The sequence below is a fragment of the Alteromonas sp. D210916BOD_24 genome (assembly GCF_047159385.1).
Lineage (GTDB): Bacteria > Pseudomonadota > Gammaproteobacteria > Enterobacterales > Alteromonadaceae > Alteromonas.
Map to the genome: position 1 here is coordinate 1,030,054 of NZ_AP038333.1, position 21,398 is coordinate 1,051,451.

Below are 21,398 nucleotides of genomic sequence, written 5' to 3' on the forward strand. Positions count from 1 at the left end.
CAAGTCACAAAAGTTGTGTTACCTTAAAGTGGTATTCGCTTGAAGCCTTGCCACAAAAGGGATTGCAGCGATTCATTTAAAGTTAATTAATTGTGACTGAAGCTTGAAGTTAACGATCAAGCTTGCTATAACGTTCAAGCAAAATCGTTTTGGACAAAACAGTATAATAACAATCGAAGGGGATCATAATTGTGAACAAGTCTCAACTTATCGACCAAATCGCTGCTGGTGCAGACATTTCTAAAGCAGCTGCTGGCCGCGCTCTTGACGCATTCACTGACTCAGTAACTGCTGCTCTTAAAGACGGCGACCAAGTTGCACTAGTAGGCTTTGGTACTTTCTCAGTTCGCGAACGTTCAGCTCGCAGTGGTCGCAATCCACAAACTGGTGAGACTATTCAGATTTCAGCAGCGAAAGTGCCTTCTTTCAAAGCTGGTAAAGCACTGAAAGACGCTTGTAACTAAGCATAAAAATTATAGAAAAAGGCGATGGCTAGTCCATCGCCTTTTTTATTTGTGGTAAAAAGTCACATGCGATGCACATTGGATCGCTAACTAAAACCTGAATATAGACACCTCCTACAGCCTCTTGCGCTTCTTATTTTAATATTTGTATAGGAAACGTCACGACAACCACCACTTTAGTGTGTTTTGGTCGTTCATATTATGTGGCATTGGGGTATAATTAGCGCTTATTTTACCTTCTGCTTTTTGTATAGGGGAAGGTGAGTGTAGTAAGCAACGGAGTTGAAGAACAATCATGCTAGAAAGAATCAGAGAAGGTTCTCAAGGCCCTTGGGCGATGGCCATTATTGCGCTTATCGTTTTAAGTTTCGTATTCGCAGGTGTGGGTAGTTACCTTACATCGTCTGGTACTACAGCTGTAGCCACCGTAAACGGCGAAGAAATTTCGGCACAAGAACTAGAGCGTGCATATCAAAATCAGCGCGCACAAATGGAGTCTCAGTACGGTGAGGGTATTGCACAGCTATTTTCTAGCGAGCAGTATCTGGCGGATTTTCGCAGCAACGTATTAGATCGTCTCATTGCTGAAAAACTCATTCAGCAACAGGCGACAGAAATGGGGCTTAGGGTGAGCGACGAACAAATCCGCGAAACTATAGTGCAAATGCCTGAGTTTCAGTTTGGTGGACAGTTCGACAATGAGCGTTTTCAAACGATTCTTCGCCAAAACGGTTTTCAAGTTGCTGATTTCAGAGATTACTTACGGGTACAAATGACCCAAAACCAATTGGCGGCAGCACTGACAAACTCTGCTTTCGCTTTAGATGCTGAAGTAACACAGGCGAATGCACTTCAGCGCCAAACCCGTGACGCAAAATACATTTTGGTAAGTTCTGACGAATTTGCACAAAGCGTAGAGGTGACTGACGCTGATATCGAAGCGTTTTACAACAACAATATTGCGTCTTTCGATACAGAGGAACAAGTAAAGCTTGCTTACGTAACACTGAGTGTTGATGCGCTTAAATCGCGGGTATCGGTAGATGAAAGTGCCGTACGCACCTATTATGACAATAATATTGGCAGCTATGGCACAGAAGAACAGCGTCGTGTGTCTCACATTCTCATTGAAGCGGGTGATGATGCAGAAGCGGCGAAGGCAAAAGCACAGTCACTTAAAGCGCAGCTTGATGAAGGTGCAGATTTTGCGGTATTAGCCCAAGAGAGCTCAGATGACACCTTTTCTGCCGAAAATGGCGGTGACCTCGATTTTATCACGCCAGAAATGATGGATCCTGCCTTTGACGAAGCAGCGTTCGCACTTGAAAACGTAGGTGATGTGTCAGATGTGGTCGAAACAGAGTTCGGTCTTCACATCATTAAGCTTACCGATCTAAAAGAAGCGGACGTAAAAACATTTGACGACGTAGCTGGTGAAATTCGCGATACGCTACTTTATGACGCAGCCATGGAAAAGTACTTTGAGCTACAAAATACCATGGCTGAAATTGCTTTTGAAGTACCGGATACCCTTGAAGATGTGGCCAACGCGGTGGACTTGCGTGTTCAGGAATCAGCCCTGTTTAGCCGTAACACTGCGCCGGTTGAATTGAGCTCTCCGGCAGTACTTGATGCTGCTTTCTCTAGTGAACTTATTGAAGAGAGATTGAACAGTGACATCATAGAGCTGGATGATGAAACGGTAGTGGTAATTCGAGTGGTCGAGCATATGCCTCAGCGTACGCAATCTCTTGACGAAGTTCGCGACGGCATTACCGCGACAGTGAAGGCCAACAAAGCCAAAGAAGCTGCTGAAGCATGGGCAATTGACATTGCCAGCAAAGTACGTGCAGGAGAGGCTGTAGAGCCTTTACTTGAAGCGAAATCAGCGTCGTGGCAATTGGTTGAAGCGGTGCCTAGAGCGGGTGGTACATTAGCGCGTGCAATTGTCGATACCTTGTTTTCGTTAGCACCTGAAGGGGACAAAAATGCAGATGTTGCCACAACCGTAAATGGCGACGTGGCGGTAGTTCAGTTAGCAGGTGTACACCCAGCACCAGAATTGGACAATGAGTTGGGCGAAAGCCTTAAACAGCGTCTGGCACAAGTCCAGGGGCAAAAAGGTTACCAACAGTACATTGAAGCACTGCGTTCAAGTGCAGATATCAGTATCTCTCAAGCACTCTAAAATGTTTATTTCTAAGGGCCAATTGATAGCCCTTGATTAATCCATAAGAAGCCAGCGTAAGCTGGCTTTTTTAATGGGTTAAAAATAACATCAGTGTGTAAAATACAGCAATCACTCCTGACAAAACAAAGATGTAAACAAACCCTTGTTTACCCTGCTCCAGTGTGTATTTGTTCACTTGCAAATAACCGAACCAAAGCAGTGAAAGAATAAGGGGGATCAATACGATGATTTTTATCACATTCATACCTAACGTGTTGAGTTTCTCTATTTATATCAAGCAGGCATGTCAATTTCCATTGGAAGCGCTGATAAAAGTGGGGATTGAGGTCCTATGGGAATCTGTCACGACTTCGTCTTAAAAGTGTTATGACCCTGTCATGTAGACTTTGTCTAATGTCAGCAATCTCAATTAACCATGTAGCTCCATGTCCATTCAATCGCTTCGGGCGTTGTCGTTTTCACAAAGCCTTTATCATGCAGAAGTGCTCATGGCACGAGAATCGATTACGCCTGTCGACGCTGGCTGTCAGACATATCTAAATTACCGCCTGTCTAAATTAGGCTTCACCTGTGAGCAGCATTGCATAAACGGTGTTAAAAATCTGGTTTGTAAATGGGGGGTAGGACCGCTTAATTTTGCCTTCGCTGGCCACACTGATGTGGTACCTCCTGGCCCGTTAGATAAATGGCAATCATCGCCTTTTGTCCCTGTCGTTAGCCAAAATAAGCTCTATGGACGGGGAGCTGCAGATATGAAGACTGGCATAGCGGCCATGTTAGCAACCACAGAACGCGTAATTAGTACGCTGGATGATAAACATTTGACCTTATGGTGGCTTATCACCAGTGATGAAGAAGGCGAAGCACTGTGGGGATCTAGCTGGATAAAGCAATATTTAGATGAGCAAAATGTTCATCTGGATATGTGTCTTGTGGGTGAACCTACCGCGAGTCATGCCACGGGTGATAAGATAAAAATAGGTCGGCGAGGAAGCCTTTCTGCCACCGTCATAGTATCGGGAAAACAGGGGCACGTGGCATACCCTAAATCGGCTGTTAACGCCATACATAAAGCCAGCGACATAGTTCAAGCACTGACGAGTTATGCTTTTGATTCAGGCAGTGACGATTTTCCTGGTACGACGTTGCAAATCACGCACATGGATACGGGAACGTTTACTGACAATATAGTGCCTGGAACGGTGCGAATTGAATTTAATGTTCGCTATTCCTGGCAGTTCAATCAAGCCTCGCTAACCCACTTGCTGACCGATCTCATCTACCAAGTGGATAACCACGCACAAGTGACTTTTTCAAGAGCGTGTGAAGCTTACATGAGTCAGCCAAATCATCAATCAGGTTGTTTGATAAAGAATGTTGAACAGGCAATTAAACGCACTACTGGTCGCTATCCGGTGATCAGTACGTCAGGTGGTACTTCTGATGGCCGCTTTTTTGCCAGCCCCCACACCCAAGTAGTAGAGGTGGGAGTACCCAATACCACCATTCACCAGATTAACGAGCACATTTATGTGTCAGACCTGGTTACATTAGAAGACATATACACGGATGTACTCTTGCAGCTGTAACCAGAGTGGTTAATCTACTCCTTCCTGCTCCTTCCTATTACTTTCACTCCTTAGATTAGGCTGACGCTTTAATCTGGTGTTGTTCTAGATAACGTTTGCGCTTTTTGTCCGTAAGCGCAAACATGTCCACCACCACCAGTCCATCGATACAATCGTTGAAATCAGGGTCAACATTAAAGCCTAAAAAGGCAACACCACCTTCTTTGGCGACTTCACTGTATTGCTTATACAAGGTCGGAATGTTCACGCCCATGTTTGCCAACAAATGTTTTAACTGCGTGAATTCTGCTTTGTAGTCATTTCCTGTAAAGGAGTGCAGCGTATCCTGAGAAAGTTGATAGGGGCGCTTACAACTGGCGTTACCGAACTTGGCGGGAAAATATGTCGAGTAAAATTGCACGATTAAATCTTTAGCCGGTTGGGGATAGGCGTTGCTAAGCGAAACCGCGCCAAAAAGATAGCGATATTTCGGATAGCGGGACAAAAAGGCACCAATGCCAAACCATAAATAATCCAGACTGCGCTTACCCCAGTAACGGGGTTGAACGAAACTTCGGCCCAATTCTAGCCCTTGATTAAACAAGGTTTCATTGTTTTCGCCATAATTAAACAAGGTCGCAGAATACAAACCAGTAGGGTGCTCAGCTTGGGTTAAAAGTGCAGCATCACCAAAACGATAGGCTCCAACAATTTCAAGATCGGATTCGTCCCACAAAACTAAATGGTAATAATGTGAATCATAATGGTCGATATCCCGGCGTTTATTGGTGCCTTCCCCCACCGCGCGAAAGGCTATTTCACGCAGCCGTCCAATCTCTCGCATAATGGGAGAGCAGTTTTTATGTTGATAAAGGTAAATCGATTTGCCGTCACCGGTTTGCCCTAAATGTTCACACTGTCGAATGGCGCGAGACAATTCCTTTTTATCTTCCGGCATCGCAATGGCTGCTTGCGTCTCAAAAATACCCTTTTTGTTACTGCCAATACGGTATAAGTGGCGTTTAAAAAGCTTTACCTGTTCCTTAAGCGGTATACTGGTTTGACCGTAGGACGCGAAGGGAATGAGCTCACCTATACGCATGGGCAAATGCTTGCGACGTTGTTTGAACATCTCTTTAACGAGCAAGGCAGTGGCCAGGGGCTTGTATACCATAGACACCCCGTAAAACAACGGGCTGTTTTTAGCATCAATGTACACAGGTAAAACAGGGGCTTTTGCTTGTCTGGCGATACGCAAAAAGCCTGTGTGCCAGCGTGTATCCCTCACTCCCTGTGGGCGCAAACGCGACACTTCGCCTGCAGGAAATATCAACACAGCGCCCTCGTTTTTCAAATGTGATTGAATAGCTGCCAAGTGTTGCTTCGGAGTACCTCCCTGCATATTGTTTACAGGTAACAACATTTCATGCAGGGGCTCTATGGCCATCAACATCTGATTTGCGACCACTTTTAAATCGTGACGAACTTCACTGACCAGTTTAATCAGTGCCAGCGCATCAAGGGATCCAATAGGGTGGTTGGCAATGATCACCACACGCCCTTCACTGGGAATGCGCTCTTTTTCTATATCGCGCGTCGAGTAACTGATATTGAAGTATTCAAGTACCTGCTCAACAAAATCGATATCTTCATAGTGCGGATAAGTTTCACCAAATTCGGTAATTTCTTTTTCATGCAATAAGTGTCTTAAAACAAACGACAGCGATTTAAATAAAATAGGATTGTTGGCAACGTGAGGGTAGTGCTTGTTCAGTACATCGTTAACAGTAAACATAGGCGCTGTTTATCTCTATAGAATTTGCCGAACAATAGCAGGCGAATATGACGCTTTTTGCACAGTTTAATGGCAGTTATTTGACAATGTGATAGCGGGTCATTAAGGCCTTGCCTAAGGCGCCCTCGAAAGTATGACTAGAAAAGCGATACTAGGCCGCCTTTGACGGTGTCACTTTGACATCAAGTAAGGTGACGTTAAGTGCTTCAACGGTATCGAGGTAATGGATTAAAGTAAGATTACCTTCTGCGTCTTCACCCAGCGCACTACAGTTTTCAATCCAATCACCGTCGTTTACGTAGTGAATACCGCTTTCAATAGTACTTTCGGGATGATGGATATGCCCGCAAACGACACCGTCTAATCCCATTACCTTCGCGCGATGACAGCACGCTTCACGGTAGCGTGCAATGGCCGCATTGGCGCCTTTAATGTGTTTTTTGATGTATCCTGCCAATGACCAGTATTCACGCTTTCGCCATGCTCGCAAGCGGTTGAACTCACGATTTAAAAACAGCAGTAAATCATAGCCTTTGTCGCCGATCCACGCGTGAAATTTGCCCATGGTCACTTCACCATCGAACTGATCGCCATGCAACACTAAGTAGCGTTTTCCTTGCACTGTGGTATGCACCAACTCCCGCTCTATTTCAATGTCACCAAATGCCATGCCAGAATATGACTGTAGTGGCTCATCATGGTTGCCTGGCAAATACACCACACGCGTACCGTTTTGGCTCATTTGCATAAATTTATGCATAACCTGATTATGGGCTTTAGGCCAGCGAAACTGCTTGGTCATCTGCCACATATCCACTATGTCGCCCACCAGATAGAGGGTGTCGACGGTAATAGTGTTTAAAAATGAGAGAAGGTATTCAGCTTTACAGTCTCGGTTACCTAAATGGATATCCGAAAGCCAAAGTGTACGATAGTGTGTTTTTTTCATAGCCAAATTCCAAAGCAATGCCTTGGAATGCCACTATAAAAGTGCTAATTGACAGTTAAGTGACGCTAGGTTGACTATTGTGTGACAACGCATATTTGTCTCAAAAATTGAACTGGCAATATCTATTAAACACACCATCGCATGCTACAATGAATGCAGTACCCACCATCAATAAAGTTGAGTTTAACGTTGAGCATATTAGTTCGTAATTTACCTAAATCATTTACTCAGGAAGACCTTGAAGATCTATTTTTTGAATTTGGCACTATCGTGTCATGCGACCTGGTAATGGATGAAACGTCGGGCTTATCCAAAGGCTTTGGTTTTGTTGAGTTGAGTACGCAAGATGAAACCGATAAAGCCATTGAAAGTCTGAATGCGAAGGTTATCGACGGTAAGAAGATTCGTGTTAAGTGGTCAAATCAAGAGAAAAAACAAGCCGCTGCCGAAGAGCACAAACCAGCCCCACGAAGAGAAATCCCTGAAGATGTGTGGGGAAAAGTAAATCCTACTACGTCTAATGAAGATAGCGAGTAGTTAAGCGGACTTCGTTCTACTTGTTGCAAATCTCACCAATGTCATAGTGTTATCTTATAGCGCAAGGGTAAGGAGAATAAAAACGTCGCTACCTTGAACCTCTAACCATAGATAACACTTATAAATTCCTATCAGCAGTCATCACTTCTATTTATTCTGAATCAGGGTAAATTGCAATAAGGCGTAAGGCATATCGATTTAATCGTTGGACTAACCGATAGATTAAATAGTGTGTTTATAGCAAAAATCTCAAGATAGAAGGTAGGCATCTTTTATCATCGTTAAACCATTTAACAACAACGAAGTGGAAAAAATGCGCATAGTAATTACCGGTGGTGCGACAGGGTTGGGGCAAGCGCTTGCCATAAAGTGGGCGCAGAAACATCAAGGGATAAAAGTGTGCATTGCTGACATAAATGCGGCAATGGGCAACGAGACAATAGCGCAGCTAAAAGCGCTTGGGGCTGACGCATTTTACCAACATTGTGATATTACCTCAGACAGTGACGTCGATGAGCTTGCGCGCGTATTAGAAACAACGTGGCAAGGTGTGGATGTTGTCTTTAATAATGCTGGGGTAGCTACCGGGGGCAGCCTACTGGATGAAACCATAGAACAGTGGCAATGGGTATTTGACATTAATATGCTGGGGATGGTGAGAGTAAGCCGCGCATTAATGCCTATGATGCGAAAACAGAAAAGCGGTTACTTTATTAACGTTGCATCGCAGGCGGGTTTGACCCCCATACCTTACATGGGAAGCTACAATGCCGTAAAAGCGGCGGTGGTGGCCTTTTCGGAGACCATGAAGCTTGAATTGGCCGCCGATGGTATTGACGTCAGTGTGGTATGCCCAAGCTTTTTTAAAACCAATCTTGATAAGTCGATGAGAAGCACTAATCCAGCAGCACATAAAATGATTGACCGCTTCTTCAGTAAAGCGGATATCACGAAAGAAGATGTGGCGGAATCCGTTTATCAACAGGTACGTGAAAAACGCTTTTTAATATTGACGCACAAGCTGGGCAAACGGGCGTTCTTGCTTAAGAAATTATTGCCCAGTCAGCGCTATATCTCAAAAATGTTGACCCAAACCAAGTCCATGAAGCGTGCGATGGAAAGTCGCAGTCAGTAAGAAGAATAATAAGAATTGGAAACCAAATGTCACAAAATGTAGTGGATAAAGCAGTCAGTGTACGCAGTGGCGAAGAGCTGGATATTGACGCTGTAGATAGCTGGTTGAAAACAGCATTATCGAGTAAGCATGCAATGCAATGCGACAACGAACCAACAAATGCTGTTTCATTCTCAGGACCTATCGAATTGGAGGGGCAACCCAAAGTGACACAGTTTGCAGGTGGCGCCTCTAATTGGACGTACTGTCTTGACTACGCGAACACATCCGTCATCTTGCGAAGGGCACCAGCTGGCACGAAAGCAAAAGGAGCCCATGATATGGGGCGTGAATATAGGTTACAGCACGCGCTAAAACCTGTATATCGGTATGTCCCTCAAATGCTGGCCTTGTGTGAAGATCCTTCGGTTATCGGCACCGACTTTTATGTGATGGAAAAATTAACAGGTGTTATCCCTCGAAAGAATTTACCGCGAGGTTTACCAATCAGCGAAGCACAAACCAAACAGCTGTGTACCAATGTACTCGACAGTCTGATTGAGCTGCATAAAGTGGATTACAAACAGGCAGGGCTGACACATCTAGGTAAAGGGGCTGGCTATACAGAACGCCAAATCAGCGGCTGGAGCGAACGCTATCGCAAAGCGAAAACCTGGAACGTGCCTTCTGCTAAAAAGGTGATGGATTGGTTAGAAAGAAACATGCCTGCCACAGAGCGTATCTGTGTGACGCACAATGACTTTCGCTTTGACAATGTGGTATTAAATCCCGCGTGCTATACCGATATTGTTGGTGTTTTAGATTGGGAGCTTGCAACGTTGGGCGATCCATTGATGGACTTAGGGAATGCATTAGCTTACTGGGTGAATAAAGAGGATGACTTTCTTGCTCAGTCGACACGAAGACAGCCCACTCACTTACCTGGCATGTTGTCACGCAAACAGGTGGTAGCGTATTACTGTAATGAAATGGAAGTGGATATTGACGATTTCACGTTTTACGAAGTGTACGGATTGTTCCGCTTGGCCGGTATTGCACAGCAAATATATTACCGCTACCACCATGGGCAGACCAACAACCCAGCCTTTAAAAACTATTGGCTTTTTATTCACTATTTATTGTGGCGGTGTAACAAAGCCATAAAAGCATCTGGAAAACGATAATGACAACAAGAAAAAATATTTTGATCACAGGCGCAAGCTCGGGTTTAGGCAAAGGCATGGCCATTGAATTTGCCAAGCAAGGGTGTAATTTGGCGTTATGTGCACGACGTTTTGAAAACTTAGAGACACTCAAACAAGAATTGCTGTCTATTAACCCAAGTATCAAGGTGTATATTCGCGCCCTTGATGTGAATGATCACGATGCGGTTTTCGAAGTATTTGACGCGTTCAAAGAAGACATGGGACAAATAGACAGAGTCATTGTCAATGCCGGCATGGGTAAAGGTGCATCAATTGGAACGGGGTATTTTTACGCGAATAAGCAAACCGCGATAACCAACTTTGTCTCTGCATTAGCCCAATGTGAGGCGGCCATGAGCATCTTTAGGGCACAGAACAGCGGCCACCTTGTTACGATTTCCTCTATTAGCGCTGTGCGAGGCTTTAGACGAGCAATGACCGTTTACGCAGCAACGAAGGCAGGGCTCACATCGATGACAGAAGGCATTCGTATGGACGTGATGAACACGCCAATAAAGGTTACCTGCATTCACCCAGGGTTTATCCGCAGTGAAATAAACGAAAAAGTAGAGAAAGTCCCGTTTATCGTCGACACACAAGTGGGTTGCCAGGCAATGGTAAAAGCCATTAATAAAGAAAAGGCTAATGCATTTGTGCCTACCTGGCCTTGGGCTATTTTGCATTGGTTTATGCGTATTGCGCCGGCCAGTATGATCCGGAAAATGAGTTAAAACGCGTGTAATTATAGCCTGTAAATGCAGGGGTTAAAGCCAAGTTTAATAGTTGAAGGTATGATTGTTTTAGGGGGCGCTCGTTGTGGTGTCCTTCTTAAAAACAACCCCACAGGGGCACGAAGGATACCGACATAGCAAATGAAAATAATAGAATAAGGATTGAATAAGGCTTAGCACAAACAAAAAAAGCGCCGTAGGGCGCTTTTTTAACTACTAATCTTTAAGATTAGCCTAGTGCTTTGATTTGTGCAGCTAGACGGCTCTTATGACGAGCAGCTTTGTTCTTGTGAATCAAGCCTTTAGTAGCCATTCTGTCAAGGATCGGAGTAGCAGCAGTAAGTGCAGCTTGTGCAGCTTCTTTATCGCCACGAGCGATAGCAGCAACTACTTTCTTGATGCTTGTACGAGTCATTGAACGACGGCTAGCGTTGTGCTGGCGACGCTTTTCGGCTTGGATTGCACGCTTCTTAGCAGACTTAATGTTAGCCAAGGTGTAACTCCCAAAATAAATTCATGTCAAAAACGAGGGTGCGGATTGTGCCTACCATACGCCCAAATGTCAAACGATTTAAAACTTAAATCGTACCGCGTTAAACGCGCAAGCTATTGAACACAAAGTATGCTCAACACGTTGCACATTCTTTGCGACATTTTGCGGTCAATTCTTTGCGGACATTACGCGCGAAGGGTGAAGCATAAACACAGCATCCCATATCGGGCGCGGATTATAACAAGAAACTTCGCAAAGATGCACAACTATTTTGAATAAATCGTTCCACCAGTGAAAGCCTTTGGTTATTATGAACCGCTTGATATAGCTTTTTTACTATCTCACACTTCTTCTATTCATCGAATTTATTTTATTGGAACTCTGACGTGTCACGGAAGTTAATTAAATCTGGTCTAATTGTCAGTGTAATGACACTGCTTTCACGGGTACTCGGGTTAGTTCGCGATATTGTTGTGGCGCGATTAATGGGAGATGGCGCTGCAGCAGATGTATTCTTTTTTGCCAACAAAATACCCAATTTTTTGCGTAGGTTATTTGCAGAAGGCGCTTTTGCTCAGGCGTTTATCCCTGTACTTACCGAGGTACATGAACACGACAATAAAAAAGAATTGAGAGCGTTTGTCGCAAAGATAAGCGGTACGTTGGGCGCAATTGTATTTGTGGTGTCTATTATCGGCGTCATTGCCTCGCCAGTGCTCGCGGCACTGTTTGGTACCGGCTGGTTTATTTCGTGGTTAGAAGGCGATGAGGCCGGTGAAAAATTTGTGCTTGCCTCTACCATGTTAAAAATTACTTTTCCTTATCTGGCTTTCATTTCATTGACAGGTCTGGCAGGGGCCATTCTCAATACACTGAACAAATTTGCTGTAGCGGCATTTACCCCAGTACTGTTAAACGTGAGTATTATCACCTGTGCTATTCTTTTGGCACCATCGCTAGAGCAACCTGCTTATGCATTGGCATGGGGAGTCTTTTTAGGCGGCATCGTCCAGTTTTTATTTCAATTGCCTTTTCTGTATAAAGCGGGACTGTTGGTTAAACCAAAATGGGGGTGGCACGATGAAAATGTGGTGAAGGTCCGCACCTTGATGATCCCTGCATTATTTGGTGTGTCAGTAGGGCAAATTAACTTATTGTTCGACACCTTTATTGCCAGCTTTTTAGTAACGGGTTCGATCAGCTGGTTGTATTATTCTGACCGTCTACTTGAATTTCCCTTAGGACTTTTCGGTATTGCTATTGCCACAGTCATTTTGCCTACCCTTTCCCGTAATCATGTAAGTAACAACCCTAAAGCATTTGCCGCTAATATAGACTGGGCGTTTCGCATGGTGTGCTTGTTGGGTATACCAGCAGCGGTGGGCTTAGCAGTAATGGCCAGACCAATTCTTACGGTTATTTTTCAGCGTGGTGCGTTTACTGCTGAAACGGCGATTATGGCTTCTTACTCACTAACAGCTTATGCATTTGGTTTGCTAAGTTTTATGTTAGTCAAGGTACTTGCGCCGGGGTTTTATTCCCGTCAGGACACCAAAACCCCGGTGAAATTTGGCATATGGTGCATGGTCGCCAACATGGTATTTAACCTCATCCTGGCCATTCCATTTGGTTATGTGGGGCTGGCCATTGCAACCAGCATGTCAGCTACGCTTAACGCCTTCCTCTTGTATATTACTTTACATAAGCAGGGCGTTTTTGTGCTCAGCCGTACTTCAGTGATATTCATCATTCGTGTACTTATTGCAAGTACGGCTATGGGGGCGCTGATCTACTATCGCGATTTGGGCTTAACCTTTTTTGATTTAGCATTAACAGAGCAGATGGTTCAAGTCGGTATAACTATAGGTTTATCAGTCGTTTTATTTTTAACCAGTATGCTTGTGCTGGGTATGCGCCCCAGACACTTTAGAAGCGGGGGAGAGTAAACCCGTCCATCGTTTTTCTTAGTTAATGGATGTCAGGCATTTGCCAATGCTGGCGCTTGGTATTGCGCGCGCGGTCGGCTATAATCGCGAGCTTTGATTTTTCAGCAGTTAAAGGGTAGTGGCTAACAGTGGAACTTATCCGCGGGCTCAACAACGTAAAACCGCATCATAAAGGGTGTGTGCTCACTATTGGCAAGTTCGATGGAGTCCATCGCGGCCATCAGGCAGTGCTCGCCAATGTGCTTGAAAAGGCTAAATCCCTTTCATTACCTGCCACCGTTATGGTATTTGAGCCTCAGCCTGAAGAGGTGTTTACGCCAGCACAAGCCCCCGCGCGTATCAGTCCGCTTCGAGAAAAGTACGAATTACTCAAACAGCAGGGTGTAGACAGGTTACTTGCGGTGCGATTTAACGCTGATTTTGCCAGGCAGAGTGCTGACACCTTTGTCCACGATTTACTGGTGGATAAGTTAGGGGTCAAGTTTCTCGTCGTCGGCGATGATTTTCGTTTTGGCAATGGCCGCAGCGGCGATTTCGCCATGCTGGAAAAAGCGGGTAAGGCATATGGGTTTGAAGTGGTAAGTACGCACAGTTTTACCATGCATGCACACCGAATAAGTTCTACCGCAGTGCGAGAAGCGCTGGCTGAGAGTGATTTTCAGTTGGCCACTGACATGTTAGGCCGCCCCTTTGCTATTCACGGCCGTGTAGTACACGGTGAGAAGAAAGGGCGTACTATTGGCTTCCCTACGGCGAATGTGCTGTTAAAGCGACAGAAAACACCCATCCATGGTGTGTTTGCCGTTCGAGTAGCGGTTGATAATCAGCAGCTCAACGGGGTAGCGAATATTGGCACACGACCGACATTAAACGGTGAACGCAATCAGCTAGAAGTGCATATATTTGATTTGTCATCAAACTTGTATGGCAAACCCATTACCGTTGTTCCCGTTGCGAAGATCCGCAACGAAATTAAATTTGCTTCCTTTGAAGCATTAAAACAGCAAATTCAGGCAGACGCGGCGAAGGCGCGTCTGTTATTAGCATAGATAAACGTGATAAAGTCACGGCAAACGCGAGCGTGTTTGCGTATTGTGCTGATCAGAACATAGCGCTTTTTTGTGACGCTCTGTCAAAAAGAACGCAGAACATATAACGCCTTTACAATGTCGTTGGACATTGGGTGAAATCTAAGGTAACCGGATAATACAATTTTATGAGTGATTACAAAGCCACATTGAACCTTCCAGAAACCGCGTTTCCTATGCGCGGTAATCTTGCTCAGCGAGAGCCGAAAATGCTTAAAGACTGGCAGGAAAAAGGGGTATATAGCAAAATTCGTGAAGCGAAGAAGGGCAAAAAACCTTTCATTCTTCACGATGGCCCTCCCTATGCAAATGGCGACATTCACATTGGTCATGCGGTTAACAAAATTCTTAAAGACATCATTGTAAAGTCAAAGAACTTATCGGATTTCGATTCACCTTACGTGCCGGGTTGGGATTGCCACGGTCTGCCGATTGAATTAATGGTAGAAAAGAAAGTCGGCAAGCCGGGTAAGAAAGTCACGGCTGCTGAATTTCGTCAAAAGTGTCGCGAATACGCGCAAAAGCAAATTGACGGCCAAATGGCTGACTTTAAACGCTTGGGTGTATTTGGTGAATGGGACAACCCATACAAAACCATGGATTTCAAATCTGAAGCCGACATCATCCGCGCGCTGGGTAAAATTGTCGATTCAGGCCACCTTGAAAAGGGCTTTAAGCCTGTTCACTGGTGTACAGACTGTGGTTCGGCACTTGCCGAAGCTGAAGTGGAATACAAAGACAAAGTATCACCTGCAATCGACGTTAAGTTCCCAGTGGCTGATGTGGCAGCTATTGCAGAAGCGTTTGGCGTGACTGATGCTGACTTAACTACACACAAAGCAGGCGTTGTGATATGGACCACCACGCCGTGGACGTTACCTGCTAACCGCGCAATCAGCTTACACCCAGAGCTTACTTATGCGATTGTAGAAGTTCAGCCCTCTGGTGAGTGGCTGGTGGTTGCACAAGACTTGCTAGAAAGCTGTATGAAACGCTATGGCGTGGAAGACTTCCGCGAAGTCGCAACCTGTACTGGTGCGGCTCTTGATAAGCTTAAAGTCAATCACCCATTCTTAGACCTGGAAGTGCCGCTAATTCTTGGCGACCACGTGACTACTGAGTCTGGTACAGGCTGCGTACATACTGCACCTGCGCACGGTGTAGACGATTTCAATGTGGGTAAGCAGTACGATATTGAAGTGTACAATCCGGTAGGTAACAACGGCGTATACCTTGAAAATACACCGCTGTTTGCGGGTCAGTTTGTGTTTAAAGCCAATGATGAAATTATCGAAACGGTAAAAGAAAAGGGTAACCTTGTCTTAAATGTAAAATACGAGCACAGCTACCCTCACTGCTGGCGCCATAAGACCCCTATCATTTTCCGTGCGACACCTCAGTGGTTTGTCAGCATGGACAAAAAAGGGTTGCGCGCTGCTTCGCTTGAGCAAATTAAAAAGACGAAGTGGATCCCTGACTGGGGTCAAAACCGCATTGAAAAAATGGTTGAAAGTCGTCCTGACTGGTGTATCTCACGTCAACGTACGTGGGGCGTGCCTATTCCTTTATACGTGCACAAACTTACCGGTGAAATTCACCCAGAGTCTGCTGCATTGATGGAAAAAGTTGCACTAGAAGTGGAAGCGAAAGGCATTCAAGCGTGGTGGGATCTAGATGATGCAGCACTGCTTGGCAGCGAGCTAGACAACTATGAAAAAGTCACTGACACTTTAGACGTATGGTTTGACTCAGGCGTGACGCACTATTTTGTTGTAGATCGTCGTGACGATATTCCTGCATCTGCCGATTTGTATCTCGAAGGTTCTGACCAGCATCGCGGTTGGTTTATGTCTTCGCTCATGTCATCAACAGCAATGCACGGCCACGCGCCTTATAAAGAAGTGCTCACCCACGGCTTTACCGTAGATGCACACGGCAGAAAAATGTCGAAGTCGGTAGGTAATGTTGTTGCACCGCAGGAAGTCACTAACAAGTTAGGTGCAGACATTCTTCGCCTGTGGGTGGCGTCTACTGATTACCGCGGTGAAATTGCGGTATCGGATGAGATCTTAAAGCGCGCTGCCGATGGCTACCGCCGTGTACGTAACACTGCGCGTTTCCTGCTAGCTAATCTCAACGGTTTCAACGTTGAAGATGCGGTTGCAGAAGAAGATATGGTCGCGCTTGATCGCTGGATTGTTGCCCGTGCCAAAGCACTTCAGGAAGAACTTATCGAAGCGTATGACAACTACGACCTGCTCGTAGTGTCGCAGAAGCTTACTCACTTCTGTTCAATTGAATTGGGCTCGTTCTATTTAGACGTGATTAAAGACCGTCAGTACACGGCAAAAGCAGATGGCCTTGCCCGTCGCTCATGCCAAACGGCGATGTACCACATCATCGAAGCCTTGGTTCGCTGGATGGCACCAATTACCAGCTTTACTGCACAGGAAATCTGGGAAACCTTACCGGGCGAGCGCAGCGAGTTTGTGTTTACTGAAACCTGGTACGAAGGTTTTAACAACTTCTCGCAAAGCGACACGTTTAACGATGCACTTTGGCACAAAGTACTCAATGTTAAAGATGCCGCAAACCAAGCGATGGAGCAGGCGCGTAAAGATGGCGAACTGGGTGGTTCACTTGAAGCGAGTATTTCGCTTTATGCTACCGAGTCGTTGTATAACGTACTCGCTAAGTTGGAAGACGAGTTGCGTTTCGTGCTTATTACCTCAGGTGTTACGCTAACCAAAGTTGACTCGGCGCCTTCTGATGCCAAAGCGACGGAGGTCGACGGTCTGTGGCTTACCGTAAACAAAGCAAGCGGTGAAAAATGTGTGCGCTGCTGGCATCATCGCGAAGATGTTGGTACGCATCAGGGCCACGAGGAATTATGTGGTCGCTGTGTGACGAACATTGATGGCGACGGGGAAACGCGTCACTATGCTTAAGCTATTTCGCCAAACTGGTTTGCGGTTCCTATGGATAAGCGCCGTTGCGTTTATCCTGGATCAGTTGAGCAAATATACCGTGATGGACAGCATGGCTTTGTATCAATCGATACAGGTGTTGCCGTTTTTCAATTTAACCTATGTTCACAACTATGGTGCCGCATTTAGTTTTCTCGACAGTGCAGGTGGCTGGCAACGGTGGTTTTTTACCGGTATCGCTATTGCTGTAAGCAGCGTTATTTTATGGTGGCTTAAGCAGTCTCCCCGGTCGCAGAAAATGTTGCCAATTGCATTTTCTTTTATTCTAGGCGGTGCATTGGGAAATGTTTACGACCGACTGGTTCACGGTTATGTCATCGACTTTCTCGATTTTTACGTAAATAATTATCACTGGCCGGCTTTTAATATCGCCGACAGCGCCATTTTTATTGGGGCTGCCTTGTTAATCCTCGATATGATTAACAGTAGCGATAAAAGCAACGATGCCGAAACACAAGACACTGCTTCTCAACGCAGTGAATCTACCAAGTAGTATTCAGGTAAGTTATGACAGAATCTTTAGTAATTGGCAGTGACAGCGAAGTTATTCTTCACTTTGATTTGAAACTTGAAGATGGCTCTGCCGCTGACAGCACTCGGGTAAACAATAAACCTGCCAAAATGGTAATGGGTGATGGCAGTTTGACGCCAAACTTTGAAGCTTGTTTGTTAGGGCTAAAAAAGGGTGACAAGAAGGCGTTTACACTCGCGGCAAACGATGCCTTCGGTGAGCCCAATCCTAATAATATCCATTATATGGACAGAAGCCGCTTTGGTGCCGATTTAAAGATTGAAGAAGGGATGATTCTGGCGTTTTCTCAGCCTGATGGCTCTGAAATTCCTGGTATTATCCGCAGTGCGGCGGGCGATTCAGTAACGGTGGATTTCAACCATCCATTGGCCGGCCAAACGGTTATCTTCGACGTAGAAATAATTGATGTTAAACCCGGTGCTTCGGCTCAAGGTGAGAACTAATATGCAAATTCACTTAGCAAACCCCCGCGGATTTTGTGCAGGCGTAGACAGAGCGATCACGATTGTGGAGCGCGCGCTGGAAATGTTTGAACCGCCAATTTACGTTCGCCACGAAGTTGTGCACAACAAATTTGTGGTAGATGGCCTTCGTGAGCGCGGCGCGTTATTCGTTGACGAATTGCACGAAGTACCTGACGACAGCATTGTTATTTTTTCAGCGCATGGCGTATCTCAAGCGGTGCGCAAAGAGGCTGAAAGTCGCGGCTTAAAGGTATTTGATGCAACCTGCCCACTGGTGACAAAAGTCCATATGGAAGTGACTCGTGCAAGTAAAACTGGTACAGAGTGTATTCTTATTGGGCATGCTGGGCACCCTGAGGTCGAAGGCACCATGGGGCAGTATAGTAACGATGAAGGCGGTATCTATCTGGTTGAGTCTGAAGCGGATGTGGCTACTTTGGAAGTTAAAGATCCTGCAAACCTTTACTATTGCAGCCAAACCACATTATCGGTAGACGATACCGCGGATGTTATTGACGCGTTGCGCGCGAAGTTTCCACAAATAAATGGCCCGCGTAAAGACGATATCTGCTATGCCACGCAAAATCGCCAGGATGCCGTAAGAGATTTAGCACAAGACTGTGAAGTGTTACTGGTAGTTGGTGCGCAAAACAGTTCAAATTCAAACAGGCTTCGTGAACTTGCTGAAAAAATAGGGGCAAAGGCCCACTTGATTGCCGATGCTAACTGTATTCAAAAAGAATGGTTAGACGGCGTGGAGCACATAGGTGTAACCGCTGGCGCGTCAGCGCCAGAAGTATTAGTGCAAGGCGTTGTTAACCGATTGAAAGAATGGGGCGCAGTGTCGGCGTCTGAGCGTGCTGGTCGCGAAGAAAATGTAGAGTTTGCCGTACCTAAAGAGCTTCGCGTAAAGCAAGTAAGTTAACATTCAGGCAAGCCTGTCACTATGCAAACACCGCCTAAAGGCGGTGTTTTTGTTTTCCCTTGCTCACGCTTGTTTTACTCTTTCGCGAGTAAGGGCTAATTGCACTACCTGCATACACTTCAATGCATATTGTTGATGATACCTTTTTATTTTGAAGTACCGTATCAAGAAACGCTGTTTTAGCAATACAATCAGTAAAGTAGCCTATTTGTCATAACGTGACACAAAGCAAATATATACGTTTTGATAACCAATGATACCCAGTGCAATACCATATTGTCTTACTATACTAATAGCGCCAGATTTAACATCGAGTACACGGCAAATCCATGGTATTACACAACGCGAGAACTCAGTGCATTAGCGAAGCGCGCTTGAATAAACAGGCGGGGGTAGGGCTTATAGAAATCCTTATTACCTTGTTTATTCTAGCCATCGGCTTGCTGGGTGTGGCGGCGCTGCAATTTACGGGCTCTTTTGCGAATAAGGATGCCATTAGCCGGACTCAAGCTGAAATGGTCGCTACTCAAGTCGCAGAGCGCCTACGTGCAGCTGCCCGTCCCGCCACTATGGGGGACGGAATGGTAGCAAGCAATACTTATTTCAATGCGGATAGTTATAACTTTGCATCCCTGAGTTGCCAGAGTGGCAGTCATCCGTACCGCTGTTTCTGTTTATCTCGACCCACCAGTATCCCTAATTGTGAGGGGCAAGTTTGCAATGAAAGTGACATGGCGCTTTACGATGGTTGGGCATTGTCATGTGCAGCAGTGCAAACCAATCCCCAAACCCTACTGGCTGTAAGTTGTGATGATAGCAATACTGGCGATATTTATAGTTGCAGTGTGGGGTCACGCATTTCTATTTTACTGACCTGGCCTGTAACGTCATCGGGTAATCAAATTACAACGCTCAATCAACGGTGTAACCCGAACACGGGAGACAGTAATGGGTGTGTTTTTAAGGACATTACCCTGTGAGCACTGCGAAGATAATGGCTTCTCGCCAACGAGGATTCACCCTAGTTGAACTCATGATCACCCTGACGTTAGGACTGATTATTTCTGGGGCAATTATTCAAGTTCTGGTCAGCAGCAGTATCACAAATAAACTTAATCAAGCGGTGGCACAAGTTCAGGAATCGGGGCGCTTTATTATGTCACGACTTGCTGCTGAATTTTACGAAGTCGGTCGTTATGACCTGATAACAGCCAATATTGATGACAGTGTTGATGTGGTTGCAGAAGCCGCTTATGTCCAAAATCGTCCGATTGTCGTGGTGGGCGACTTTACGTCTTCACCCACATTAGGCAGTGTGCAAGGTGCCAATGGAGGAAATGACCAACTGGTAGTCAGTCTATTGAGTAGTGTGGACTGTACGGGCAGTAGGCATGGCTATAGTGCAGGGAAAGAATTTCATGTGGTTAATTACTATTTTGTCAGTGGCACCGTGCTGAAGTGTACTGGCTACGACGGACGGGTTCTAAGAGGACTAAAAACCCAAACACATTCGCCACAAACCGTGACCTTGCTCGACAACGTTGCGGGTTTTCAGGTTCAGTATGGTGTTTCTGACGTTATGATCACATCATTGGGACAAGCCATTCAATATGTTACTGCTGACCAAGTGGATGATTTGCGGGTACGCAATCAGCAAGTGGTATCTTTGCGTTGGGCAGTGATGTTACAAAGTTATCAAAATGAAGTGCAACAGACACAATCACAGCAATTTGCCCTGCTCAATGAGACAGCACAAACAATGAGTACCGCTCATTACTATCAGGTGTTTTCTAAAACAGTGGCACTGAGAAATATGAAAAACTTTGTGAGGAGCACGCAATGAAGCAGCAAGGTTTAGTGATGGTGTTTGCGCTATTGGTACTCCTTTCTATTACCGTACTTGGCGTAAGCGCGGTAACCAGCAGTTTGTCCCAATCGAAAATGGCCGTTTCTATGCAACAGCGAGGGCTTGCGTTTGATGCGGCAGAAGCTGCCATTGCCGGGGTTTTTTTTGAATCAGAAGACGAAGTCTTGCTAAGTGACGAGACTAAAACAGATCCACTTTCAGAGGCAAGACAAGACATTATTTTTGACCCCAGTAGCGATACGATGAGTTGTTTTGACGACGGTGAATGGACAGATAGGTTCATGACCGAAGGGGGACTCACTACAGGCGATAGGCATATCCTTGATGGCAGTTATCAAAGCGCCACATCGACCAAAAGTTGGTCGAAAACGGCGTTTGTGCGTGAGCAAGCCTGCAGAGGGTCGAGTAACGTTATTGGGGGGAGTAACGTGAACTGTCACGTATTTATTATTCGGGGATGCGGAAAGGTTTCAGGTAGGTCGTCGGTAGTGGCGAATACGTTGGCGGCATCGGTTTTTGGTCCAGCATCACAGTAGGTGATA

Annotated in this window: 20 protein-coding genes; 16 read left to right on the forward strand and 4 right to left on the reverse strand. The window is 45.5% G+C overall.

What is annotated here, in order from left to right:
* Positions 1-191: 191 nt before the first annotated feature.
* Both hupB and ACMCM8_RS04455 read left to right on the forward strand, forming a co-directional pair.
* Entirely contained in the window at positions 192-464 is a 273-nt protein-coding gene (gene hupB, locus ACMCM8_RS04450; protein WP_012518978.1) for a nucleoid-associated protein HU-beta, read from the forward strand.
* Between the two features lie 295 nt (positions 465-759).
* Positions 760-2,652, forward strand: a complete 1,893-nt coding sequence (locus tag ACMCM8_RS04455; RefSeq protein WP_412725864.1) for a SurA N-terminal domain-containing protein — start codon at positions 760-762, stop codon at positions 2,650-2,652.
* A gap of 70 nt (positions 2,653-2,722) precedes the next feature.
* Here ACMCM8_RS04455 and ACMCM8_RS04460 read toward each other — a convergent pair whose 3' ends face one another.
* Positions 2,723-2,893, reverse strand: a complete 171-nt coding sequence (locus tag ACMCM8_RS04460) for a hypothetical protein (RefSeq protein ID WP_412725866.1) — start codon at positions 2,891-2,893, stop codon at positions 2,723-2,725.
* A gap of 187 nt (positions 2,894-3,080) precedes the next feature.
* Between ACMCM8_RS04460 and dapE the strand changes: the two genes are divergently transcribed.
* Entirely contained in the window at positions 3,081-4,244 is a 1,164-nt protein-coding gene (gene dapE / locus ACMCM8_RS04465; RefSeq protein WP_412725868.1) for a succinyl-diaminopimelate desuccinylase, read from the forward strand.
* Positions 4,245-4,299: 55 nt separating this feature from the next.
* Here dapE and ACMCM8_RS04470 read toward each other — a convergent pair whose 3' ends face one another.
* Entirely contained in the window at positions 4,300-6,018 is a 1,719-nt protein-coding gene (locus tag ACMCM8_RS04470) for a GNAT family N-acyltransferase (RefSeq protein WP_412725870.1), read from the reverse strand.
* A gap of 151 nt (positions 6,019-6,169) precedes the next feature.
* On the reverse strand, positions 6,170-6,967 hold the full coding sequence (locus ACMCM8_RS04475; RefSeq protein ID WP_412725872.1) for a UDP-2,3-diacylglucosamine diphosphatase: 798 nt from the start codon (positions 6,965-6,967) through the stop codon (positions 6,170-6,172).
* Positions 6,968-7,156: 189 nt separating this feature from the next.
* Between ACMCM8_RS04475 and ACMCM8_RS04480 the strand changes: the two genes are divergently transcribed.
* From ACMCM8_RS04480 to ACMCM8_RS04495, 4 genes are all read left to right on the forward strand, one after another.
* Positions 7,157-7,504, forward strand: a complete 348-nt coding sequence (locus ACMCM8_RS04480) for an RNA recognition motif domain-containing protein (RefSeq protein ID WP_412725874.1) — start codon at positions 7,157-7,159, stop codon at positions 7,502-7,504.
* A 313-nt stretch (positions 7,505-7,817) separates the two neighbouring features.
* On the forward strand, positions 7,818-8,639 hold the full coding sequence (locus tag ACMCM8_RS04485) for an SDR family oxidoreductase (protein ID WP_412725876.1): 822 nt from the start codon (positions 7,818-7,820) through the stop codon (positions 8,637-8,639).
* A gap of 26 nt (positions 8,640-8,665) precedes the next feature.
* A complete protein-coding gene (locus ACMCM8_RS04490; RefSeq protein WP_412725878.1) occupies positions 8,666-9,802 on the forward strand; it encodes a phosphotransferase family protein in 1,137 nt (378 codons plus the stop codon).
* Entirely contained in the window at positions 9,802-10,554 is a 753-nt protein-coding gene (locus ACMCM8_RS04495; RefSeq protein WP_412725880.1) for an SDR family oxidoreductase, read from the forward strand. The genes ACMCM8_RS04490 and ACMCM8_RS04495 overlap by 1 nt, the downstream gene beginning before the upstream one ends.
* A gap of 229 nt (positions 10,555-10,783) precedes the next feature.
* On the opposite strand, the gene rpsT is transcribed toward ACMCM8_RS04495, so the two are convergent.
* Positions 10,784-11,047 (reverse strand): 30S ribosomal protein S20, encoded by a 264-nt coding sequence (rpsT, locus tag ACMCM8_RS04500; RefSeq protein WP_412725882.1) that lies wholly within the window; start codon positions 11,045-11,047, stop codon positions 10,784-10,786.
* 386 nt (positions 11,048-11,433) lie between these two features.
* Between rpsT and murJ the strand changes: the two genes are divergently transcribed.
* The 9 genes from murJ to ACMCM8_RS04545 all read left to right on the forward strand — a co-directional run bounded on the left by murJ (position 11,434) and on the right by ACMCM8_RS04545 (position 21,392).
* On the forward strand, positions 11,434-12,993 hold the full coding sequence (gene murJ, locus ACMCM8_RS04505) for a murein biosynthesis integral membrane protein MurJ (protein ID WP_412725884.1): 1,560 nt from the start codon (positions 11,434-11,436) through the stop codon (positions 12,991-12,993).
* Positions 12,994-13,121: 128 nt separating this feature from the next.
* Positions 13,122-14,042 carry a bifunctional riboflavin kinase/FAD synthetase gene (gene ribF, locus ACMCM8_RS04510; RefSeq protein ID WP_412725886.1) on the forward strand — a complete coding sequence of 307 codons (921 nt, stop codon included), beginning with the start codon at positions 13,122-13,124 and terminating at the stop codon, positions 14,040-14,042.
* A gap of 167 nt (positions 14,043-14,209) precedes the next feature.
* A complete protein-coding gene (gene ileS / locus ACMCM8_RS04515; protein ID WP_412725888.1) occupies positions 14,210-17,029 on the forward strand; it encodes an isoleucine--tRNA ligase in 2,820 nt (939 codons plus the stop codon).
* Positions 17,022-17,561, forward strand: coding sequence for a signal peptidase II (gene lspA / locus ACMCM8_RS04520; protein WP_412725890.1), 540 nt, complete (start codon positions 17,022-17,024; stop codon positions 17,559-17,561). Before ileS ends, lspA begins: the two co-directional genes overlap by 8 nt.
* Before the next feature lie 14 nt (positions 17,562-17,575).
* Positions 17,576-18,043 (forward strand): FKBP-type peptidyl-prolyl cis-trans isomerase, encoded by a 468-nt coding sequence (gene fkpB / locus ACMCM8_RS04525; RefSeq protein ID WP_412725892.1) that lies wholly within the window; start codon positions 17,576-17,578, stop codon positions 18,041-18,043.
* A 1-nt stretch (position 18,044) separates the two neighbouring features.
* Positions 18,045-18,989, forward strand: coding sequence for a 4-hydroxy-3-methylbut-2-enyl diphosphate reductase (ispH, locus tag ACMCM8_RS04530; RefSeq protein WP_412725894.1), 945 nt, complete (start codon positions 18,045-18,047; stop codon positions 18,987-18,989).
* 329 nt (positions 18,990-19,318) lie between these two features.
* On the forward strand, positions 19,319-19,969 hold the full coding sequence (pilV, locus tag ACMCM8_RS04535) for a type IV pilus modification protein PilV (RefSeq protein ID WP_412725896.1): 651 nt from the start codon (positions 19,319-19,321) through the stop codon (positions 19,967-19,969).
* A gap of 14 nt (positions 19,970-19,983) precedes the next feature.
* Positions 19,984-20,832 (forward strand): PilW family protein, encoded by an 849-nt coding sequence (locus tag ACMCM8_RS04540; RefSeq protein WP_412727616.1) that lies wholly within the window; start codon positions 19,984-19,986, stop codon positions 20,830-20,832.
* On the forward strand, positions 20,829-21,392 hold the full coding sequence (locus ACMCM8_RS04545) for a pilus assembly PilX family protein (RefSeq protein WP_412725898.1): 564 nt from the start codon (positions 20,829-20,831) through the stop codon (positions 21,390-21,392). The genes ACMCM8_RS04540 and ACMCM8_RS04545 overlap by 4 nt, the downstream gene beginning before the upstream one ends.
* Positions 21,393-21,398: the final 6 nt, after the last annotated feature.

What these genes read in the sequence shown, in the direction of transcription:
- ACMCM8_RS04495 (WP_412725880.1), top strand. Translation starts at nt 9,802, where the DNA reads ATGACAACAAGAAAAAATATTTTGATCACAGGCGCAAGCTCGGGTTTA.
- ACMCM8_RS04540 (WP_412727616.1), top strand. Translation starts at nt 19,984, where the DNA reads ATGGCTTCTCGCCAACGAGGATTCACCCTAGTTGAACTCATGATCACC.
- ACMCM8_RS04545 (WP_412725898.1), top strand. Translation starts at nt 20,829, where the DNA reads ATGAAGCAGCAAGGTTTAGTGATGGTGTTTGCGCTATTGGTACTCCTT.
- pilV (WP_412725896.1), top strand. Translation starts at nt 19,319, where the DNA reads ATGGTATTACACAACGCGAGAACTCAGTGCATTAGCGAAGCGCGCTTG.
- ACMCM8_RS04455 (WP_412725864.1), top strand. Translation starts at nt 760, where the DNA reads ATGCTAGAAAGAATCAGAGAAGGTTCTCAAGGCCCTTGGGCGATGGCC.
- fkpB (WP_412725892.1), top strand. Translation starts at nt 17,576, where the DNA reads ATGACAGAATCTTTAGTAATTGGCAGTGACAGCGAAGTTATTCTTCAC.
- ileS (WP_412725888.1), top strand. Translation starts at nt 14,210, where the DNA reads ATGAGTGATTACAAAGCCACATTGAACCTTCCAGAAACCGCGTTTCCT.
- ACMCM8_RS04490 (WP_412725878.1), top strand. Translation starts at nt 8,666, where the DNA reads ATGTCACAAAATGTAGTGGATAAAGCAGTCAGTGTACGCAGTGGCGAA.
- dapE (WP_412725868.1), top strand. Translation starts at nt 3,081, where the DNA reads ATGTCCATTCAATCGCTTCGGGCGTTGTCGTTTTCACAAAGCCTTTAT.
- ACMCM8_RS04485 (WP_412725876.1), top strand. Translation starts at nt 7,818, where the DNA reads ATGCGCATAGTAATTACCGGTGGTGCGACAGGGTTGGGGCAAGCGCTT.
- lspA (WP_412725890.1), top strand. Translation starts at nt 17,022, where the DNA reads ATGCTTAAGCTATTTCGCCAAACTGGTTTGCGGTTCCTATGGATAAGC.
- ispH (WP_412725894.1), top strand. Translation starts at nt 18,045, where the DNA reads ATGCAAATTCACTTAGCAAACCCCCGCGGATTTTGTGCAGGCGTAGAC.
- ACMCM8_RS04475 (WP_412725872.1), bottom strand. Translation starts at nt 6,967, where the DNA reads ATGAAAAAAACACACTATCGTACACTTTGGCTTTCGGATATCCATTTA.
- ACMCM8_RS04470 (WP_412725870.1), bottom strand. Translation starts at nt 6,018, where the DNA reads ATGTTTACTGTTAACGATGTACTGAACAAGCACTACCCTCACGTTGCC.